Source organism: Pantoea sp. SGAir0418, assembly GCF_043529865.1.
This window is the reverse complement of sequence record NZ_CP027911.1, coordinates 3,972,869-3,988,434: the sequence shown is the minus strand read 5'-3', so window position 1 is coordinate 3,988,434 and position 15,566 is coordinate 3,972,869. Positions and strand designations below refer to the sequence as shown.

Sequence of the window (15,566 nt, the reverse complement as noted above, 5' to 3'; positions counted from 1 at the left end):
AAGCAGTTAACCTACTAATACAGCCCCATGTCTGAGGAACACAAAACATCCTGTCAGACATGACGGCGTGAAGGATTCTCGGGCAAGGGATACAGAATATGGCGCGGATAGAAAACCACAAATACAGCATTGAGGAAGCTTTCAGGGAATGTTTCTACATAGTCCCGGACTACCAGCGTGAGTATGTCTGGACGGAAAAGGAAGTGCGACAGTTACTGGAAGACATCGGCGAACAAATTGATGCTGGTAGCACGCGGGAATACTTCATTGGTACCGTACTGGTATCACCGACCGACCAGAAGAATCACTACGAGGTCATAGATGGTCAGCAACGGCTGACTACATTCTTCCTGTTGTTGTGTGCGCTCAGGCATATGTTTCAGGGGGAGCCACAACGGCAAATGATTTCCGGGCTGGTTTCGACCAGCTATGTGGACAGTGGCGGCGAAGTTCGCACCAACCTCAAGCTTGAACCTCGTTATGAGAATGCGGGTGAGGTGATGGACAGGCTGGTTGAACTGGATGCCGATCCACAGGCCGTGCGGGCAGGTATTCAGTCTGCAGGCATTACCAGCTTTGGTTCGCTGGAAAATCTGGTCGGTGCCTACAGCACGCTATATCACTACCTGAAGGACAACTACGATGATATCAGCAGGTTAAAGAAGTACTGGGGCTATCTTGCCAATAATGTGGTGTTCATCCAGATATCAACCGACGTCAGTAGCGCACTGAAGATTTTCGAAACGATCAACGAACGCGGCGTGGGACTGAACCCAATGGACTTGCTCAAGAATCTGCTGTTCACGCAGGTTGAACCGTCTGAATTTACTAAGCTCAAGGACGAGTGGAAGAATATCACCAAGCCTCTGGAAAAGAGGAAGGAAAAACCACTTCGCTTCCTCCGTTATTTCCTGATGGCTAATTACATAATCAGGAATGATCGCAATGACTCCGTGGTACGCGAGGACGAAATCTACGACTGGTTCGTATCCAGAGATAACACAGCTCTGTGTAATTACTCAGGTAAGCCCTTTGAATTTGTCCGCAAGGTGATCCGTAACGTCGAGTACTACCTAAACTTTGCAATGGGACTGGGAAATGACGGAACCCCCAGTGTGGCAATGGATAATCTCAGGCGGCTGGCCGGTGGCGCATTCAGCCTGCATTACGTATTACTGCTGGCGGCAGCTGGTTTCCCCAGGACGTTGTTTGAACATTTTGTGGCACAACTGGAGAGCTTTCTCTTCTACTACATATTCACCCGGACTCCGACTAAGGATCTGGAACGCAGTTTCTCCCTGTGGGCCGACGAGCTGCGCACGATTGCGGAGACTACTGACCCGGTAAAACAGAAAATTCAGCTCAACACATTTATCGTTGATCGTTTTGAGAAGAATATGGCGGGTAAGTATCAGGAACTGGCCGATGCCCTGAAACGCTTTACCTTATATTCAATGCAACAATACAGGACGCGTTACCTGCTGGCACGACTAACACAGCACGTTGAAATGGCCTTTAGTGGGGTGAAAGTACCGGGCAGCCTTGAACCATTCACCAGACTGGAAATCGAACACATCCTTCCTGACAGGCCAGAGGCTGATCTGCGGGCCAGATGGACCGAAGAGAATCCGGGGATAGCCTATGACGATTACAAGAATCGACTGGGAAACCTGACCTTGCTGGAGAAACCCATCAACATTGTTGCAGGCAATGACTTTTACACGGCCAAGCAAGTTGAATACAGCAAGAGCGGAAACTACCTGACCCGTAGCCTTGTGGCACTGACTCAGGTTGGACTAAATACGTCCATATCACGGATTAACGCAAAGCTGGAAGCATTTCCGGAATGGAATGCAGCAGCCATCGAGAAGCGACATGCAATGCTTATTGCTTTGGCGCAGGAGGTCTGGAAGACGCACCCTGTTGATTGATGCCTGATGAGTAAGTCGGGTAATTATTCCTGAGGAATAATTTTATTGTTCATTCAGGAGAAAATTATCTGCATCAGGTTTCAAAATGGCATCTGAATCGATCATGAGCAGCGGCGTCCCTGCCGCTGCGTAGCCTGAGAGGCTTATTTCCCGCGTGATTTAAGCCATTTCAGGCGATGTTTGAGTTCCCAGTACTGCGGCTGTGCCAGAATACCCAGTTTCTCCAGTACCAGCGGTAGCAGGCTCCAGATGAACTCTGAGTCAAACAACGGCACACTGTACTTTTTCATCAGGCGGTCAAGGCGCTTACCGGCCTGCTTTTTAGTGCTACTCACGTTCTTACCATTCACCACCGCTGACGATTTATGCTCACCGAATGCCTGGGAAATGCTCATACCCTTGTCCAGCAACACAGCCAGGGCGGGATCCAGTCGCTGATCCTTGCGTAATTCCCGGCTATAAAACGTCAAACGGGACAACAGATTTTCCATCTTATTGATATGCTTTAACAGCATCTCCCCCTTACCGGGGGATAAACGCAGTTCAAAACGGACAAAGTCACGGTACTGATCGGATTTAAGTACCAGCAGGGATTGTTGACCGTAGTCTCCTCCGCCTTCACTGCAAACAACATCCACTTTTTCATAGCAGGCAGCGTAACACTCTGATTTATGGCTTCCAATGTGTATCCCTTCCATGCCGTTGTCGGGAACAAAGACCTTACCGCAGCTAGCTCCCCTCAGACGGAGATAGTAGTCATGCAGACGCATCCCGACGATATCAAGCGCATAATGGATGTTCGTTATCCACGCTTTTTTCAGCGCAAGATAAAGATACCGCCCAAGTTGCACTTTTTTGCCGAGCCATAGAAACAATGCAGTCAGTTCCTCCGCCGTATAGTGCTGGGGGCTGAGTTCCATACGAACGGCGCCACGATGAGTAACATCCGAAGTTTTCCTTCGCTGCTTTGACGTGGGGCGATAGTGGATGACCAACGCCACAGGATGTCCCTTTGGTTTACTGGTTAACCGGATCTCCAGTGCGCGGTGATACAGCTCACCACACTCACGTTTTGACGTTTTGCGATTTTTGATGCTATAAACCTGCGTCGTTTTCATCTCTCCCAGTCGCTTAAACAACACCTCATTATCTTCTTCGCTCAAATCAGAGACAAAGGCCAGCTTATCCAGGCGGGAATAGATCTCGTGTCCTTGAGAGGTTAACCGCATAAAAATGGATTTTTGCAGCAGGTCATCAATCCGCTGCCAGCTTACTTTTTTGTCACTCATGCTCATTCCTTACGGACAGGGTGATACCTGTCCGGTGGCAATAGCGAACCATTCTCATGTTTCCCCACGGGGAGATGGCCACTACTGCCAGTTAATGGATTTAGTAGTAGCTATCTGTAAGCAGGGGGGATATAGCAGGCTTATAGATGCGACGGATTTGTTGGCGCACGGCTGTTCACCCATTCGTCGATATCTGATTCCAGCCAGCCCACGCCCCGGCCCTCCGGGGATAAACGGCGTTGAGAGGGAAAACATCCTTTAGCGATGAGCCTGTAGAGGGTCGCGTTTGAGATACCGCAGCGGTACAGCACTTCTTTCTTCTTCAAAATCCGGCTAGTCATGGTTTGACTCCAGTTGTGATTGGAGCCCTCGCTTTAAAAACCGCCTCTGGCAGGCCATCGTTCCCGCGAAAGGTGGTTGCAAATAAGTAATTGATTTATATGAAAATAAAAAAAAGAAAAAATATTTCCTATTGAGACTCAACGTTTATAATTGAGTCTCAATTCATCTTTGGGTGAGCATAGATATGAGCGATGAAGATGCGAAAAATGTGGCTGTAACCCGCGCCGAGAGCGCAGACAGACAACACAGCACCAGTCCCAGTGCGGTAAGTCACCGTGAAAAAACACAGATATACAGAAATGCAGGGTTGAGTCTCAAGAAGGTCTATTTGGGGAGTGATGCACTCAGCAAACTTGCTGAGATTTACAAAATTCAGTACGGGGAAAAGCTAGATGTCAAAAGCATAGATCCCGTATTACTGGGTGATCTTCTCAGTTACTGTATCAATGCCAGCTACAACCAGCCCGGCACCCAAAAGATGTTACCTAAAACAGCTCCTGCTAAAATTGGGGCGGCCAAAACCCCAACAGGTCAGCGGCTCTATCGGTATCATCAAATGGCTAAGGGGACAAAAGAATGCCCTGATGCCGCTGCAATGGAACCCGTCTTCAACTATCGAAATAAGAACCATAAGCCATTATTTCCTAACATCAGGCATGATGTCCCCGATTTTCTTCTTACTGAAATTTCCACCGAGACAGATGTAAGCTGTTGGGATGGGCCCGATAGTCTGGATGACGAAGATGATTTACCTGAATGTGAGTGGGCTACAGTTGAAATCCAGCGTCTGCGTGATGTTAAGTTTGTAGACAATCAGATACGCCAGTGGAATGAAGTGCCACCAACGTTGAGGACCAGAAAACGCCGAAAATTAAAACCGTAACGCTGATGAAGCGTGGATCAGTGTCGTTGCTGAACGTCTGTCATAGAGCGCTGTCGTGCTGATATCGTTGTGTCCGGCAAGCTGGCGTACGATATTGAGGTCGGCTCCCTGTTCCAGCAGCCGGGTTATAAACGTGCGGCGCAGGTCATGGGGCGTAAAAGGGCTGATTTGCGCAGTTTCCTGTAGCTGGCGCAGTATACCCGCCAGCCCGGCAGTGGTGAGCGGCTGACCTGTAACGCTCCCGCTGCGGTGAATCCGGCAGAACAAACAGTCGTTACCCGCACGGGCTTTTATCCACGCCGCCAGCGCTTTCCCGACCACAGGGGACACCACAACAACACGTTTCTTACGCCCTTTTCCCTGCCGGATGGTCAGCGTCCGGGTGGCAACGTCATAATCGCGGGTCTCCAGTGCCACCAGTTCCCCTGCCCGTAGTCCGGCCCCGCACAGCGTCAGCAGTAGCGCCCGGTCCCGTTTCTGGCGGACTTTGCAGGGATGGGCCTTTGTCGCATCCAGTAACAGCCTGACCTCCTCCCTGCTCAGGGCGCGTCCGGTCGCTTCACTGTCGCCCCGGACACCTTTCACTGCCCGTATACGCGCCAGCGCGTCCGCATCCATCTGCCCGAGATTAAATGCCGTCTGCGCCACGCCTTTCAGGGCCGCCAGCACCATATTGAGGGTCGCCACGGCATAGCCCTGCTCCGCCAGCGTGGCGCGGAGGGTTGCCACATGGACATAGCGCAGTGCTGACCAGTCATGGCTGTCTGTGGTGGCGTTGTGCCGGAGTGTGGCGGCGCAGAGGTTCAGCAGGGAGCGCATACTGCGCCGTCCAGTCGGGGCCAGCCCGTCCAGCCAGACGCTGGCGGGGTTGATGGTGGTTTGTGATGATGTTCTGCATTGCTGCGGCATACAGCCTCCATTAATGCACATTAACCAAAGTCAGCGAGTGCCCTACAGCAACCCACGCTCCGCCATTGAGACCGTATGGTCCCCGGCAACGATAAAGTGGTCCGGGATACGGACATCAATCAGCGCCATCGCCTGCTGTAAGCGCCGGGTCAGCGCAATATCGGCCTCACTGGCCTCCGGATGTCCTGACGGGTGGTTGTGAACCAGAATCACGGCGGCGGCGTTGTGTTGCAGCGCCAGTTTCACCACTTCGCGGGGGTAAACGGCGGTCTGGTTCAGCGTGCCGTAAAACAGTTCACGCCACAGCAGTACCCGGTTGCGGTTATCCAGCAGCAGTACGCCAAACACCTCCTGCTCACGCAGTGCCAGTGTGAACAGCAGAAAATCGCGTACTTCATCCGGGGATGTCAGTGTCCTGCCTCGTCTGACGGTGGCGCTGAGCAGCTTCCGCGCCTGTTCAATCAGTAAACGCTCACCCGTGGTCATGGTCTGATGCTCCCCGTTCGATGAAATAGATGGCCTGACGGTAAAGCTGATGTTTGCCGCGCTCCCCGCGCAGGGACCAGCGGCTGTGATGGATGCGCCTGTAGGTGTAGCTGTCGAAAAAGTACAGCCACTCGCTGTCCATGTGGCTGACCACGGTCCAGTGGTACTGGTCTCCCAGCAGCAACACCCTGTCGGGGCGCTGGTCGAGCCACTTCTGGCATTGCGTGAGGATATGGCGGGTGCTGAGTTTCGGGATATCCGTGAAGGGCTTACTGAATGTGAAGGGCCAGCGTTGCTGGTAGCGGGTCCGGAGGAAGTCCAGCAGCGCATCAAGCTGGTCAGGTTCAGTGCCGGTGGTCAGGCAGACGGTAATGTCATACTCCTGGCTGAACCAGTGCACCATTGCCCGGAACAGGGGCTTTCGTCTGAGGCGCGGGTGGAGCCAGCTCAGGGCATTCACCACACTGTACAATCCGCAAAGGGTGTCGAGGTCTCCCTGCACGGCAGGCCGCAGGGTGTTACTGTCTTGCTGTTTCATATACTGAGCCATTTATTGTTGATGGTTAACGGCCCATGACGTCATGAGTACTTTTATTACTGCGCGCGTGGTCTGACTGCTCTGATTATCAGCATTCCTGCTGAACGGTAACCGTGTAAATCTTCATCCGGCAGTAGCGGATAAAGTTGCGCTGCCACAGCTCGAACAGCGCCCCGCCTTCTTCTGCATCCGTGTCACCCGTCAGGGTGTGCCATATGTAGCGCTGGCTCCAGCAGACATCGAATTCCTTCTCCAGCTCCGGCCACGGGTGGCCCATATAGCTGAAATCGGTCACGTAGTCGAAATACCAGCCATCCGCATGACGGGTGAGACGGATTTCCACCGGGTGGAAGCCACCGGATTCTGCGGAGTATTTCTGGTCACGGAAATTCAGGGTAACGGCAGGAGGGATAAGCGGTGGCGGGGGTAAGTATTTAGTTATTATTTTTATAAAGGCCCGGCTGACGGGTAAGTGCAGCCCTGACTGATGGACAGTCATATTCTCTTTCATGATGAACTCCGTTTATTGATGACGGATATATGGAACCGGGTGATGCATATTTACGGTGAAAACAGTAGCTTTTTGTATGGCAATATTTTCTGACTGAGCTGCCATGACAGCTACAGAAATAACGTCATTTTCCGGCAGGTAAATATATGCAGCCGTTATTCATTCTGTAATGACTTACTGATAGTGATGAATCGTGGACATCAGCAGTTCTCCCGAAAAAAGGATAATAAGGACGGTGGGTGATATATGGCATCATGCCATGAATGCTGACACACACAAAACATACGCGTGTCAGCACATTCAGTATAGCAAAATGGCATGCACAAAGCAATGCCATTTTTGAGAGATAGCATGTAAATTCAGTCGGTTACTATGCATTATATATTGAAGAGATCAATCCAAATCCTGCATTACTCATTCTTATATTTATGCACGGAGAATAAATGTCAGGTGATTATTGAGTATATTCGTCAAGAAATAATATCAGTACCCGCCGCTGTTCCCGAGTCAAACGGGGCCATATCTGCTCCAGACGTCGTTTAAGATCAGCATCCTGTATCGGTATATATTCCTGATGTTCTTCTACCACTCCTTCAAACTCCGGCTGGCAGTCTATAAAAAACCAACTGATGGGCGTATTCAGGCCAGCAGCAATATTGACCAGATGTGATACATTGATCTTGTTTGTTCCCCTTTCATACCTGGAAAGCTGCTGCTGAGAGATATCAACCTGCTCGGACAGTTGTTGCGCCGTCATCCCCAGTTCCTTGCGCCGCATTTGAATACGCTGGCCAACTTTCTTGTCAGCAGTATCCGATGTCAACTTTGCCATAGGCTCCTTCGCTCCCGGTAATGTCTGTAACCGGAAGTTTGTGGGGTTTTTACTCTTGCATGAATATCTGTTATGAACTATAAAGAGCCATTTACTCTCTTATAGATAGATGAAAACAAAAAAGAGAAAATCAGTGTGATGAAACAAGCAGCAATGGAACGCCACTATACAGGGGCGGAACGGCTGATTGCACAGGCTTTGAATATGCGTCCGGAGGACGTCTGGCCTCAGCGTTACCGGAACAAAAAAACAGGCGGGGAAAGGAATGAGTGTGAGCGTCAGTGAGGTGGTGAACAGTTTCAGATATCTCTATGCATCCTTGTGGCGGAAGGAGTTCACCAAAACATTGTGTCCCGGCGAATACAGCGAAAGAGAACTCTTACCCCTGCTCAGATTCTACCTTTTAGGCTGGTTCGGGGATAAGGTGTCGCCGGAGGTGCCGGGGATATTGCCGGGTGCCCTGCGGGGTTCCGGTCGGCTGGATTTTTTGATTGGTGACGTGGCGGTGGAGTTTGCTGTCAGACGGCGATATGACCGGGCCTGCACACTGCGTCCGGAATATCAGGCAACAGAAGTCAAAAAACTGCTGAAATACGACGGGAAAGGGGTTCTGATACTTTTCGACTTATCATATTCTCCGCTGACGCTTTCTGTTATCAGAGAGTACAGGTCTTTACCCGCTATGGGGAATCACATCAAAACCTCGTTTCATGTCGCCTATTTTTACCGTAACGAAAACGGCGAAACAGACCACATTCGCCGCCACGTGCGTATATTCAGAAAATAAAGCGGGGATGACTATGAGTACCATGCAGTTCGAAGGGCAATGCGTTTTTAACGAAGGTGATTCCTTCATATTTAATACATTCCGCATCACTGAACGCGGAGATATTCTGGTTGAGATATCCGGTGACAGCATTACTGACCGTTACTCACTGAACTGTCGGCTGCAAAAAGAAAACGGCAGATACAGTGGCTGTGGCGTAATTGAATATTCAGGGAATAAAAGCATACGGACAGACACGGTCTTTCTGTCGATACAGGAAAGTGATATATCGTTCAGGGCCGATATCTGCATGATTAAACGAGGCCAGTGGGAATTAAAAACCCCGGAAGGAAATAATATATATTATTTCAGCGGTGAACTTGAGCGGATAATGGCTGACTGATACCGGTGAAAGTCGCAACAGGAACACATTACCGTACATACTGAGATACTGTTTACAGGGGAATATATGAAAATCCTTATCCCGGCTGTGCTTTTTGTTTCCACGGCTGTATCAGCAAAATGTTTAAATCATGACCCGGCATTTCCGGGTTCCTATCTCGGGGGGATGCAAAACACGATGGTTGTGGCCCCGACTGAAAGCGGGTATGTAGGGATGCCGATGACAGATTATGTCTGTAGCCAGTATTATATACTCAACAACCCGGTTGTTCGCATCAATGTGCGTGGCGGAAATACCAGACTGCGTAATCAGGTAGTAACCATCGATATCATGGGCAGGTATATGAATTCAGGAAACCCTGCTTTTATCAGGCTCGTACGCATCAGTCCGACACAATTTCAGCCATTACAGAGTGACAGTGAGAATTTCACACCGGCCTCTGACCTGGAGAGAGTGAAGGAGCTGGTCTCTGACCTGCAGGCATCCGGGTACAGTTACGTGGACTCCGCATTTATGAATCCCGGCAACACCTGGTAATCAGCTCTGCATTATCATGCCAGAAATCATATCCGTCACTGTAAGTACAGCGATTACGCGCGTAATTCTGTAATGATGATATTTTCTTGTTTTAGCCGTGAACGGATTCATTCACTCATTAAACAATGTGTGGGACTGATTTACAGTCCGACCAATAAAGAGACGCCAGCACCGGGGTTATCATGCATAATAAGAAAAGCCAATATAAACACCAGTCTTCTTTCTGGATGTATTTAAAAATCTGTGGGTGTTACCGTATTAAACGTGGTAAGTTTACCGATATATATGGTGATATAAGTTTCAACACAGAAGCAGGCAGAAGGCTGCGAATTTCTGCCAGTGTTAATTTTCATGGACAGGTCAGAATTACGCAGACTAACAAATTATCGCCGAACATCACCTTTTTCAATGAATTTCACGTTTTACCTCTCGCCATGGGTACAATTGATACCCACAAAGCTCCTCGTCTCCGTATTCCGGAAAGAACACGATTTATGTCCAGTGTTTTTCTGAATACCTTTCACGGGAAGTGGCCGGAAAGCATCAATACCATTAAAGGCCATTTTTTCTGGACATACTCATATATTAGGAGACTGAACTTGTTCTCTGTCTGTGGGGATATAAACCTGAGTGGTTCAAATATTAAAAAATGCTTGCATGAGCTGGAGTTAAAGGGTGATGTAATAATTCCGGGAATAAAGATTCGATAACTAATACTGAATTATTAAATGAGGTATGATTTTAAGTGCTTGATATATTGAGAACTATTATCCTGTTTCTATGAAATTTAAGTTTGGAGATAAGTTAATAGAAGCCATCCTGGATTATATTTGTTATCTGGAATGGCTTATTCTCTAATGTTCTTAGTTAGTCAGTTTTTTTGTTTAAAGTTGGAGTAGGTAAGTTCGTATTAAGAAAAAAGAGATAAGAATCTTCTTTCTCCATTTTGCTGTTAAGCATAGTCTGTATTTTATCGATATTTGTTTCCCCATGTAAACATGACAAAAGTTTGTCTATAATATATTCATCCAATGGGATTTTTGCGTTTGTGAAACCACCATTTTGGGGTGTTCCGAGATTTACTGTAGGCAGTATATCGTCATCATTTCTAAAAGTAACAATATAATGTTCTGTTACAGCTACCATATCATCGCATTGATCATAAAGTCTTTTTTTCTCGGTATTTGAAAGCTCATTATAAGGTTCGTTTTTGGCCTGACCAATAATCGCTTTTTGTAATTTAACACTGGTCTTATCGTGCCAGTTTATTAGCAGGCTGAAATCACATCCATTTTTGCTTTCCGCAGAATTCCGCCCTCTATCGGTCATCTTTGCTGAATAAAAATCTAGGTAATACCCATCGCCAAAAAAAATCTCATCTGTCTGCAATGCTGAGAAAAGGGCTATAAAATATGAGTCTTCTGTTCGGTAATTTATGTGCCTTAGTTTTCTTATTATTCGATGCAATCTTTTTTTTAACGCTTGTTTTAGTTCATTATATACAAAGTCCGGTATTCCCATGTTTTGTGCACTCATTAACAGACATTCCCGTATTGAAATTTTTTATTAATAGCTCTTAACATCATATTAGTAAATCAATCTCATAATGCATATTGATTATAATAAAATAGAGTTAGTGCGAACTCATCTTTGATAATTAAAGTGCATTTTGTTTTTATGATGCTGAGTTAGCATGTCATTGTTTTCCCAACTTGGTAACCCATTAACAAGAACTCCTTCCAAAGGAATATGAGAATAAAAGTTTTCAACAAGAAACTTCATAAACATCCTTATACATAATGGTGTTTTTACAGGAATTCTGCACTCCTCAGAGCTTATATGCAAGTGTACGTCAGGATGAGCATCTTTTTGATAGTCTGGTACTATGCAATAGTCAAATCTAATAGGGCTCTTACCATAAATCCCTTTTATATTGACTGAAGGGGATTTATTTGGGGCAGTTATAAAATCCTCTAATGCATCACTGCCTTCTTTTAATATTAGTTGTATTTTATATACTATATCATCAATTTCATTAATATCAGCCAACTCGATTGGAGATGGATACCAACATAATCTATGCCCTACAATTTCATTTCGATGTATTGTATATGAGATTTGAATAATTGATCCATCGAATAATACTAGCGTGTAATGAGAACCTAATAGCAATGTCAAATATTCTGATAGTGATGAGAATTCATTTTCCTTTAGTACAATATTATCACTATTCCAGCTGACTAATAACTTTCCTTCTCCCGCTTGGCGAATACATGAACTATTAGAGTCTAAAGATAACCCAGCCTTATCCCATTCAAAACATAACTTATTCAAATGTTGCATCATCGTTTCAGGTCTTATTGCCATGATTATTCCCCAAATATCCCTCTAATGTCTTCAGGTACATCTTCCAATGTAAGCTCTCCACTGCTGAGCATTTTTTTAATTCTTTTTATTTGCTCAAAGCTTGTCGCTAGTTCATTACGCTGTTCCTCGCTCTTATCACCATATGTATTATCCATCTTATCCATAACTCCTGGTTCGGGGTAAGTAAACGAAAGACGGTAGTTTTGATTAACAACTTCTTCATATTCTTTCATCAACACATCCATTTCAGGGCCTACACCATTAATACGTAACCATGCCTTTGTTCTGGTTATTGCTGTAAATAAAGAATTCCTCTTCTTGCCTAGCTCATACCCCCCTTGATAGAACTGAGCATTCATCACATAAACCATGGCTGCTTCGTTACCCTTAGCACGATGTATATGTGTTATGGCTACAGATTTCTCTTTAAAAATAAGATCCCTACTAGAATCTTTCCCCACTATATGACAATCAATATTTAAATTTCGTAACTCATAAGTTAAATAAGCAGCTTGCTTTGCCATAGTATAAGGAACAGGATAAATTATTAATATATCGCTTGGCTCAAGCTCCTGATTCTCAATATTTTCTTTAATTTGATTTGCCACCCACTTTGCTTGCTCTTCATTTGTAGTGTGTTTATTAACAACAATAGCATTTTCAGGATTTATAAGATCATAAAAGAAATCTGGAGTTCTATCTTTAGCTCTTTGAAGAGTTACTCCTGATCCAAATCGGAGGTTACCACCAACTGTTTCAAAGCCAATATTATTCCAGAATGTTGGCTCTCTGAACATCCTCACTAGTCCACCTTCACGATAAATACCAAGCCCAAATGCTAAAGCTAGAGTAAGAGTCCATGGTGGATTTCTATAACAAATGGGGAGCATAACATCTTGCTGAGGTTTATCTTTTAAATTTTGCAAAGTGACTAGAGGGATTGAGTTTTCGTCTGCCCCGAATAAGTCTTCCGGAGGCAGCATCTTATACTCTCCTAAGTTTTGTAGTTCATCATATGCCCAGACGATTTTTTGGGGATCTCTAGTGAATTTATATACTAATTTAAAAAACTCTTCTGGGAAATCCTGTGCCTCGTCAATAAGCACGTAATCATAAATAGGAGGGAAATCTTTATCACCAATAAAATCAAGTAACTCTTTGCATATTCCTTTGAATGCATCGTCTCTTCCATATTTGGATTCGGCAGCATACCAGTTCATTGGGCTATAACTCAAATAATTACAAATCTCGGAATACACACCTTTTTCGGCTCCTCCCCATGCATGTTGAATCGTTAGGAAATTGTAGTCAGGTTCATCTTTCTTATGATCAAAATAAAACTTTTCTATAAGTCTCTTAAATTGCTGATATAGTGTGCGACTCTGGAATGTAACTACAATTCTCTTGTCATCTTCATAAGCATGTAGATAAGCAGCTTTCATAGCTAAGATAATTGTTTTACCTGAGCCCGCAAGCCCCCTTATTCGTTGAGGCTTATCGGGGCTTTCAATTGCAGCCTTTTTCTGCCATGAGTCTAAATTAGCTATTTCTTTTTCAATACTTTTCATTATACCGCCATAAGAATCTTCGCGCGTAACGTTGCTTCTTTTTTTGGACGGCTTTAGCACATCTGTCTTTTGTATTGTTGCATTAATCTGCTTGAATAATTGCAAATCTAATGCGTCAAACTCTGAAATCTTTTCAACTAAACTTTCCATAGTTGAAAATGAATCATCTTTTAATTCGTCATTCCTTATAGAAATAACTTTTATATCAAAGGCAAGATCTCTTCTTTTAAGTAACTCTTTCTGAGATAAGAACTTTTGAAATACACCTCTATAAAGCTCATCCTGATATTCAAAAATTTTATCAGTGTTTGTTTCACTGAGTGTTGTTAGATCAAATATTACTACACCATGCTGGAGGGTAATAAGCATTGCATCTGTTAACATTGCTTCGTTACCCGAGTCAAACATTGGATAACCAATATAAAGAGTGCCTTCTGCATCAAATGATGAAAGAGAACTGACTAACGCGTCTACAGCAGCAGGATTACTTTTTTTACCAAAAACAAAGTCAATCATATCAACTCCATTTAAATGTTATACTGAAATTTATAATCACTAACATAAATTTACTATACTTACAACGTTTTAAGATGTATTTTGCTGGGGCTGTTTTATATCGATCGAACAATTGGCTTAAAGCAGGACAGGACATTCATCAGCTTGCAATTTGAGGCAACTGCATGGCATGGTACAAGTATCTCCACCCCATTAATCCATTACGGTTCCATTACTCTTAGTAAAGTAATTCCTTCAATAGCGTTGTTTAACTGACTTTTTACTGTTTCTTATCGACGTAACATTATAATCCTCACCACGCTCCAGCGATTCCAACAATTCTGCCCATTGATCTAAGGCTGCTTTACGTTCCTGAAAGTACTCATAACGGTTATAAATGCCTTCAACGCCTTTGATGCGGTGGTTTAAACAGCGCTCTGCAACAACAGGGTCAACACCCAGTGCGGCTAAGTGTGAGCGTCCTGTGCGACGGAAATCATGGATGGTGAAATTTGGTACCTCGGGGAGGTTGCTGCGAACTTTTGCCAGCGCGACGGGCAGCGTGCTTTCCTGTATGTGAGGGATCATTCTGTGTTGCATTTTACGCGCAGGTAATACCCACTGGCTATTGAGTGACATTTGGCGTAGCTCTTTCAACCACTCAACGGTTATCGCTGGTAAGGGGATATCAATAGCATCACCGTTCTTTACCCGCTCGGCAGGTAAATGCCAGATGGCGTTATCTAAATCAAATTCAACCCACTGAGCAGCGCAGAGTTCCATTTTTCTACAACAGAGGGCAAGTAGAAGCTTCATGGTCAACTCGTTTTGCCGAGAAAATCCTTGAGTAATACGCATGGCCTGAAAGAATTTAATCAGTTCTTCTCTGGTCAGCCAACGTTCCCGGGATTTCTCTTTACCTCCAGCATCAGCGATCTCAAACGCTGTTGTGGGGTTGCTCTCCAGCATATGGCGTTTGATCCCATAGTTGAAGATGCGGCGGGTCCAGCGGAGGACATCATTGGCCACTGTAGGAGCGTTTCGTGCGATGATTTTCTGCAACATATCATCAATATGGCGAGGGCGAACATCTTCGATTTTAAGATGCCCAATATTTGGATTGATGTCTTTTTCGATACGACGGCGTAGGATATCTGGATGCTTCCAGTTCCCTAAGATCTGGCGCTCAAAGTACTCTTGGGCTAGTTCGGCAACCTTTAGGGCATTTTTTTCTTCTTCTATCTTTTTGAGCGCCTCAGCTTTGCGTTCCTGCTTTTCTCCTGCAACGTCGTAACCTAGCGCAACACGAGCGGAAAGTTCTTTAGCCGTTTCTCGTGCTTTAGCGAGTGAAAGTTCAGAGTAAGTGCCAATAACCATGGCTCTCTGTTTCCCGACAAACCGGTAGCGGAAGCGCCAGAATGGAATGGCGTAGTTTTTAGGAAAACATAAATACAGGCCATTACCATCAGAACGGCCATCAAATCGTTCCCCAGATCGCACCCATGCTTTGATCTGGATATCCGTTAGTTTCGCCATCACTCGTCCCCAATGAAGTTCTTACTGTGTACATAACTGTATGTGTACATAATCTGATTATATACACAACTATGTACACGGTAAACGTGCGCTGTAGTGAGATCATGTGAGATTCTATGGAATCAAAAAAGCCCGTTATTACACGGGCTTGTTGATATCTCTGCGATGTTGTG

General features: G+C 45.5%; 17 protein-coding genes. 6 read left to right on the top strand and 11 right to left on the bottom strand.

Features of this window, described 5'->3' with window-relative positions; all coding sequences use genetic code 11:
• Nucleotides 1–98: 98 nt before the first annotated feature.
• Complete coding sequence (locus C1N84_RS18595) at nt 99–1,931, top strand: DUF262 domain-containing protein (RefSeq protein ID WP_047372574.1); 1,833 nt, start codon at nt 99–101, stop codon at nt 1,929–1,931.
• A gap of 143 nt (nt 1,932–2,074) precedes the next feature.
• Here C1N84_RS18595 and C1N84_RS18590 read toward each other — a convergent pair whose 3' ends face one another.
• Together C1N84_RS18590 and C1N84_RS18585 are read right to left on the bottom strand one after the other, a co-directional pair.
• On the bottom strand, nt 2,075–3,220 hold the full coding sequence (locus C1N84_RS18590; RefSeq protein ID WP_047372575.1) for a hypothetical protein: 1,146 nt from the start codon (nt 3,218–3,220) through the stop codon (nt 2,075–2,077).
• 140 nt (nt 3,221–3,360) lie between these two features.
• Nucleotides 3,361–3,561: a helix-turn-helix transcriptional regulator gene (locus C1N84_RS18585; RefSeq protein ID WP_071845961.1), complete on the bottom strand. Its 201-nt coding sequence runs from the start codon at nt 3,559–3,561 to the stop codon at nt 3,361–3,363.
• Between the two features lie 185 nt (nt 3,562–3,746).
• Here C1N84_RS18585 and C1N84_RS18580 point away from each other — a divergent pair, with 185 nt between their 5' ends.
• Nucleotides 3,747–4,445 (top strand): hypothetical protein, encoded by a 699-nt coding sequence (locus C1N84_RS18580; RefSeq protein WP_052958923.1) that lies wholly within the window; start codon nt 3,747–3,749, stop codon nt 4,443–4,445.
• Here C1N84_RS18580 and C1N84_RS18575 read toward each other — a convergent pair.
• From C1N84_RS18575 to C1N84_RS18555, 5 genes are all read right to left on the bottom strand, one after another.
• Entirely contained in the window at nt 4,434–5,354 is a 921-nt protein-coding gene (locus C1N84_RS18575) for a tyrosine-type recombinase/integrase (protein WP_394541690.1), read from the bottom strand. The two genes, C1N84_RS18580 and C1N84_RS18575, sit on opposite strands and share 12 nt — an antisense overlap.
• A 42-nt stretch (nt 5,355–5,396) precedes the next feature.
• Complete coding sequence (gene radC, locus C1N84_RS18570) at nt 5,397–5,840, bottom strand: RadC family protein (RefSeq protein WP_193937816.1); 444 nt, start codon at nt 5,838–5,840, stop codon at nt 5,397–5,399.
• Nucleotides 5,827–6,378, bottom strand: a complete 552-nt coding sequence (locus tag C1N84_RS18565) for a hypothetical protein (RefSeq protein WP_159109730.1) — start codon at nt 6,376–6,378, stop codon at nt 5,827–5,829. Before C1N84_RS18565 ends, radC begins: the two co-directional genes overlap by 14 nt.
• An 88-nt stretch (nt 6,379–6,466) precedes the next feature.
• Nucleotides 6,467–6,889 (bottom strand): DUF2787 family protein, encoded by a 423-nt coding sequence (locus C1N84_RS18560; protein WP_082137099.1) that lies wholly within the window; start codon nt 6,887–6,889, stop codon nt 6,467–6,469.
• A gap of 454 nt (nt 6,890–7,343) precedes the next feature.
• Nucleotides 7,344–7,721: a helix-turn-helix domain-containing protein gene (locus C1N84_RS18555; RefSeq protein ID WP_047372579.1), complete on the bottom strand. Its 378-nt coding sequence runs from the start codon at nt 7,719–7,721 to the stop codon at nt 7,344–7,346.
• A gap of 138 nt (nt 7,722–7,859) precedes the next feature.
• Between C1N84_RS18555 and C1N84_RS18550 the strand changes: the two genes are divergently transcribed.
• The 4 genes from C1N84_RS18550 to C1N84_RS18535 all read left to right on the top strand — a co-directional run bounded on the left by C1N84_RS18550 (nt 7,860) and on the right by C1N84_RS18535 (nt 9,427).
• Nucleotides 7,860–8,006 carry a helix-turn-helix domain-containing protein gene (locus C1N84_RS18550; protein WP_082137100.1) on the top strand — a complete coding sequence of 49 codons (147 nt, stop codon included), beginning with the start codon at nt 7,860–7,862 and terminating at the stop codon, nt 8,004–8,006.
• Nucleotides 7,987–8,508: a hypothetical protein gene (locus tag C1N84_RS18545; RefSeq protein WP_394541689.1), complete on the top strand. Its 522-nt coding sequence runs from the start codon at nt 7,987–7,989 to the stop codon at nt 8,506–8,508. The genes C1N84_RS18550 and C1N84_RS18545 overlap by 20 nt, the downstream gene beginning before the upstream one ends.
• A gap of 13 nt (nt 8,509–8,521) precedes the next feature.
• Entirely contained in the window at nt 8,522–8,890 is a 369-nt protein-coding gene (locus C1N84_RS18540) for a hypothetical protein (RefSeq protein WP_047372581.1), read from the top strand.
• A gap of 66 nt (nt 8,891–8,956) precedes the next feature.
• On the top strand, nt 8,957–9,427 hold the full coding sequence (locus C1N84_RS18535; protein ID WP_394541688.1) for a hypothetical protein: 471 nt from the start codon (nt 8,957–8,959) through the stop codon (nt 9,425–9,427).
• Between the two features lie 867 nt (nt 9,428–10,294).
• On the opposite strand, the gene C1N84_RS18530 is transcribed toward C1N84_RS18535, so the two are convergent.
• The 4 genes from C1N84_RS18530 to C1N84_RS18515 all read right to left on the bottom strand — a co-directional run bounded on the left by C1N84_RS18530 (nt 10,295) and on the right by C1N84_RS18515 (nt 15,393).
• Nucleotides 10,295–10,963, bottom strand: coding sequence for a hypothetical protein (locus C1N84_RS18530; protein WP_047372583.1), 669 nt, complete (start codon nt 10,961–10,963; stop codon nt 10,295–10,297).
• A gap of 108 nt (nt 10,964–11,071) precedes the next feature.
• Nucleotides 11,072–11,794, bottom strand: coding sequence for a DUF2290 domain-containing protein (locus C1N84_RS18525; protein ID WP_047372584.1), 723 nt, complete (start codon nt 11,792–11,794; stop codon nt 11,072–11,074).
• Nucleotides 11,795–11,796: 2 nt separating this feature from the next.
• Nucleotides 11,797–13,878, bottom strand: coding sequence for a DEAD/DEAH box helicase (locus C1N84_RS18520; RefSeq protein WP_047372585.1), 2,082 nt, complete (start codon nt 13,876–13,878; stop codon nt 11,797–11,799).
• Between the two features lie 234 nt (nt 13,879–14,112).
• Entirely contained in the window at nt 14,113–15,393 is a 1,281-nt protein-coding gene (locus tag C1N84_RS18515) for a tyrosine-type recombinase/integrase (RefSeq protein WP_047372586.1), read from the bottom strand.
• Between the last annotated feature and the right edge of the window lie 173 nt (nt 15,394–15,566).

Excerpts from the sequence above, each read along its gene's own strand:
- C1N84_RS18525 (WP_047372584.1), bottom strand. The coding sequence starts at position 11,794 with ATGGCAATAAGACCTGAAACGATGATGCAACATTTGAATAAGTTATGT.
- C1N84_RS18520 (WP_047372585.1), bottom strand. The coding sequence starts at position 13,878 with ATGATTGACTTTGTTTTTGGTAAAAAAAGTAATCCTGCTGCTGTAGAC.
- C1N84_RS18550 (WP_082137100.1), top strand. The coding sequence starts at position 7,860 with ATGAAACAAGCAGCAATGGAACGCCACTATACAGGGGCGGAACGGCTG.
- radC (WP_193937816.1), bottom strand. The coding sequence starts at position 5,840 with ATGACCACGGGTGAGCGTTTACTGATTGAACAGGCGCGGAAGCTGCTC.
- C1N84_RS18565 (WP_159109730.1), bottom strand. The coding sequence starts at position 6,378 with ATGAAACAGCAAGACAGTAACACCCTGCGGCCTGCCGTGCAGGGAGAC.
- C1N84_RS18590 (WP_047372575.1), bottom strand. The coding sequence starts at position 3,220 with ATGAGTGACAAAAAAGTAAGCTGGCAGCGGATTGATGACCTGCTGCAA.
- C1N84_RS18595 (WP_047372574.1), top strand. The coding sequence starts at position 99 with ATGGCGCGGATAGAAAACCACAAATACAGCATTGAGGAAGCTTTCAGG.
- C1N84_RS18555 (WP_047372579.1), bottom strand. The coding sequence starts at position 7,721 with ATGGCAAAGTTGACATCGGATACTGCTGACAAGAAAGTTGGCCAGCGT.
- C1N84_RS18530 (WP_047372583.1), bottom strand. The coding sequence starts at position 10,963 with ATGAGTGCACAAAACATGGGAATACCGGACTTTGTATATAATGAACTA.
- C1N84_RS18515 (WP_047372586.1), bottom strand. The coding sequence starts at position 15,393 with ATGGCGAAACTAACGGATATCCAGATCAAAGCATGGGTGCGATCTGGG.
- C1N84_RS18585 (WP_071845961.1), bottom strand. The coding sequence starts at position 3,561 with ATGACTAGCCGGATTTTGAAGAAGAAAGAAGTGCTGTACCGCTGCGGT.
- C1N84_RS18575 (WP_394541690.1), bottom strand. The coding sequence starts at position 5,354 with ATGCCGCAGCAATGCAGAACATCATCACAAACCACCATCAACCCCGCC.
- C1N84_RS18545 (WP_394541689.1), top strand. The coding sequence starts at position 7,987 with ATGAGTGTGAGCGTCAGTGAGGTGGTGAACAGTTTCAGATATCTCTAT.
- C1N84_RS18540 (WP_047372581.1), top strand. The coding sequence starts at position 8,522 with ATGAGTACCATGCAGTTCGAAGGGCAATGCGTTTTTAACGAAGGTGAT.
- C1N84_RS18535 (WP_394541688.1), top strand. The coding sequence starts at position 8,957 with ATGAAAATCCTTATCCCGGCTGTGCTTTTTGTTTCCACGGCTGTATCA.
- C1N84_RS18580 (WP_052958923.1), top strand. The coding sequence starts at position 3,747 with ATGAGCGATGAAGATGCGAAAAATGTGGCTGTAACCCGCGCCGAGAGC.
- C1N84_RS18560 (WP_082137099.1), bottom strand. The coding sequence starts at position 6,889 with ATGAAAGAGAATATGACTGTCCATCAGTCAGGGCTGCACTTACCCGTC.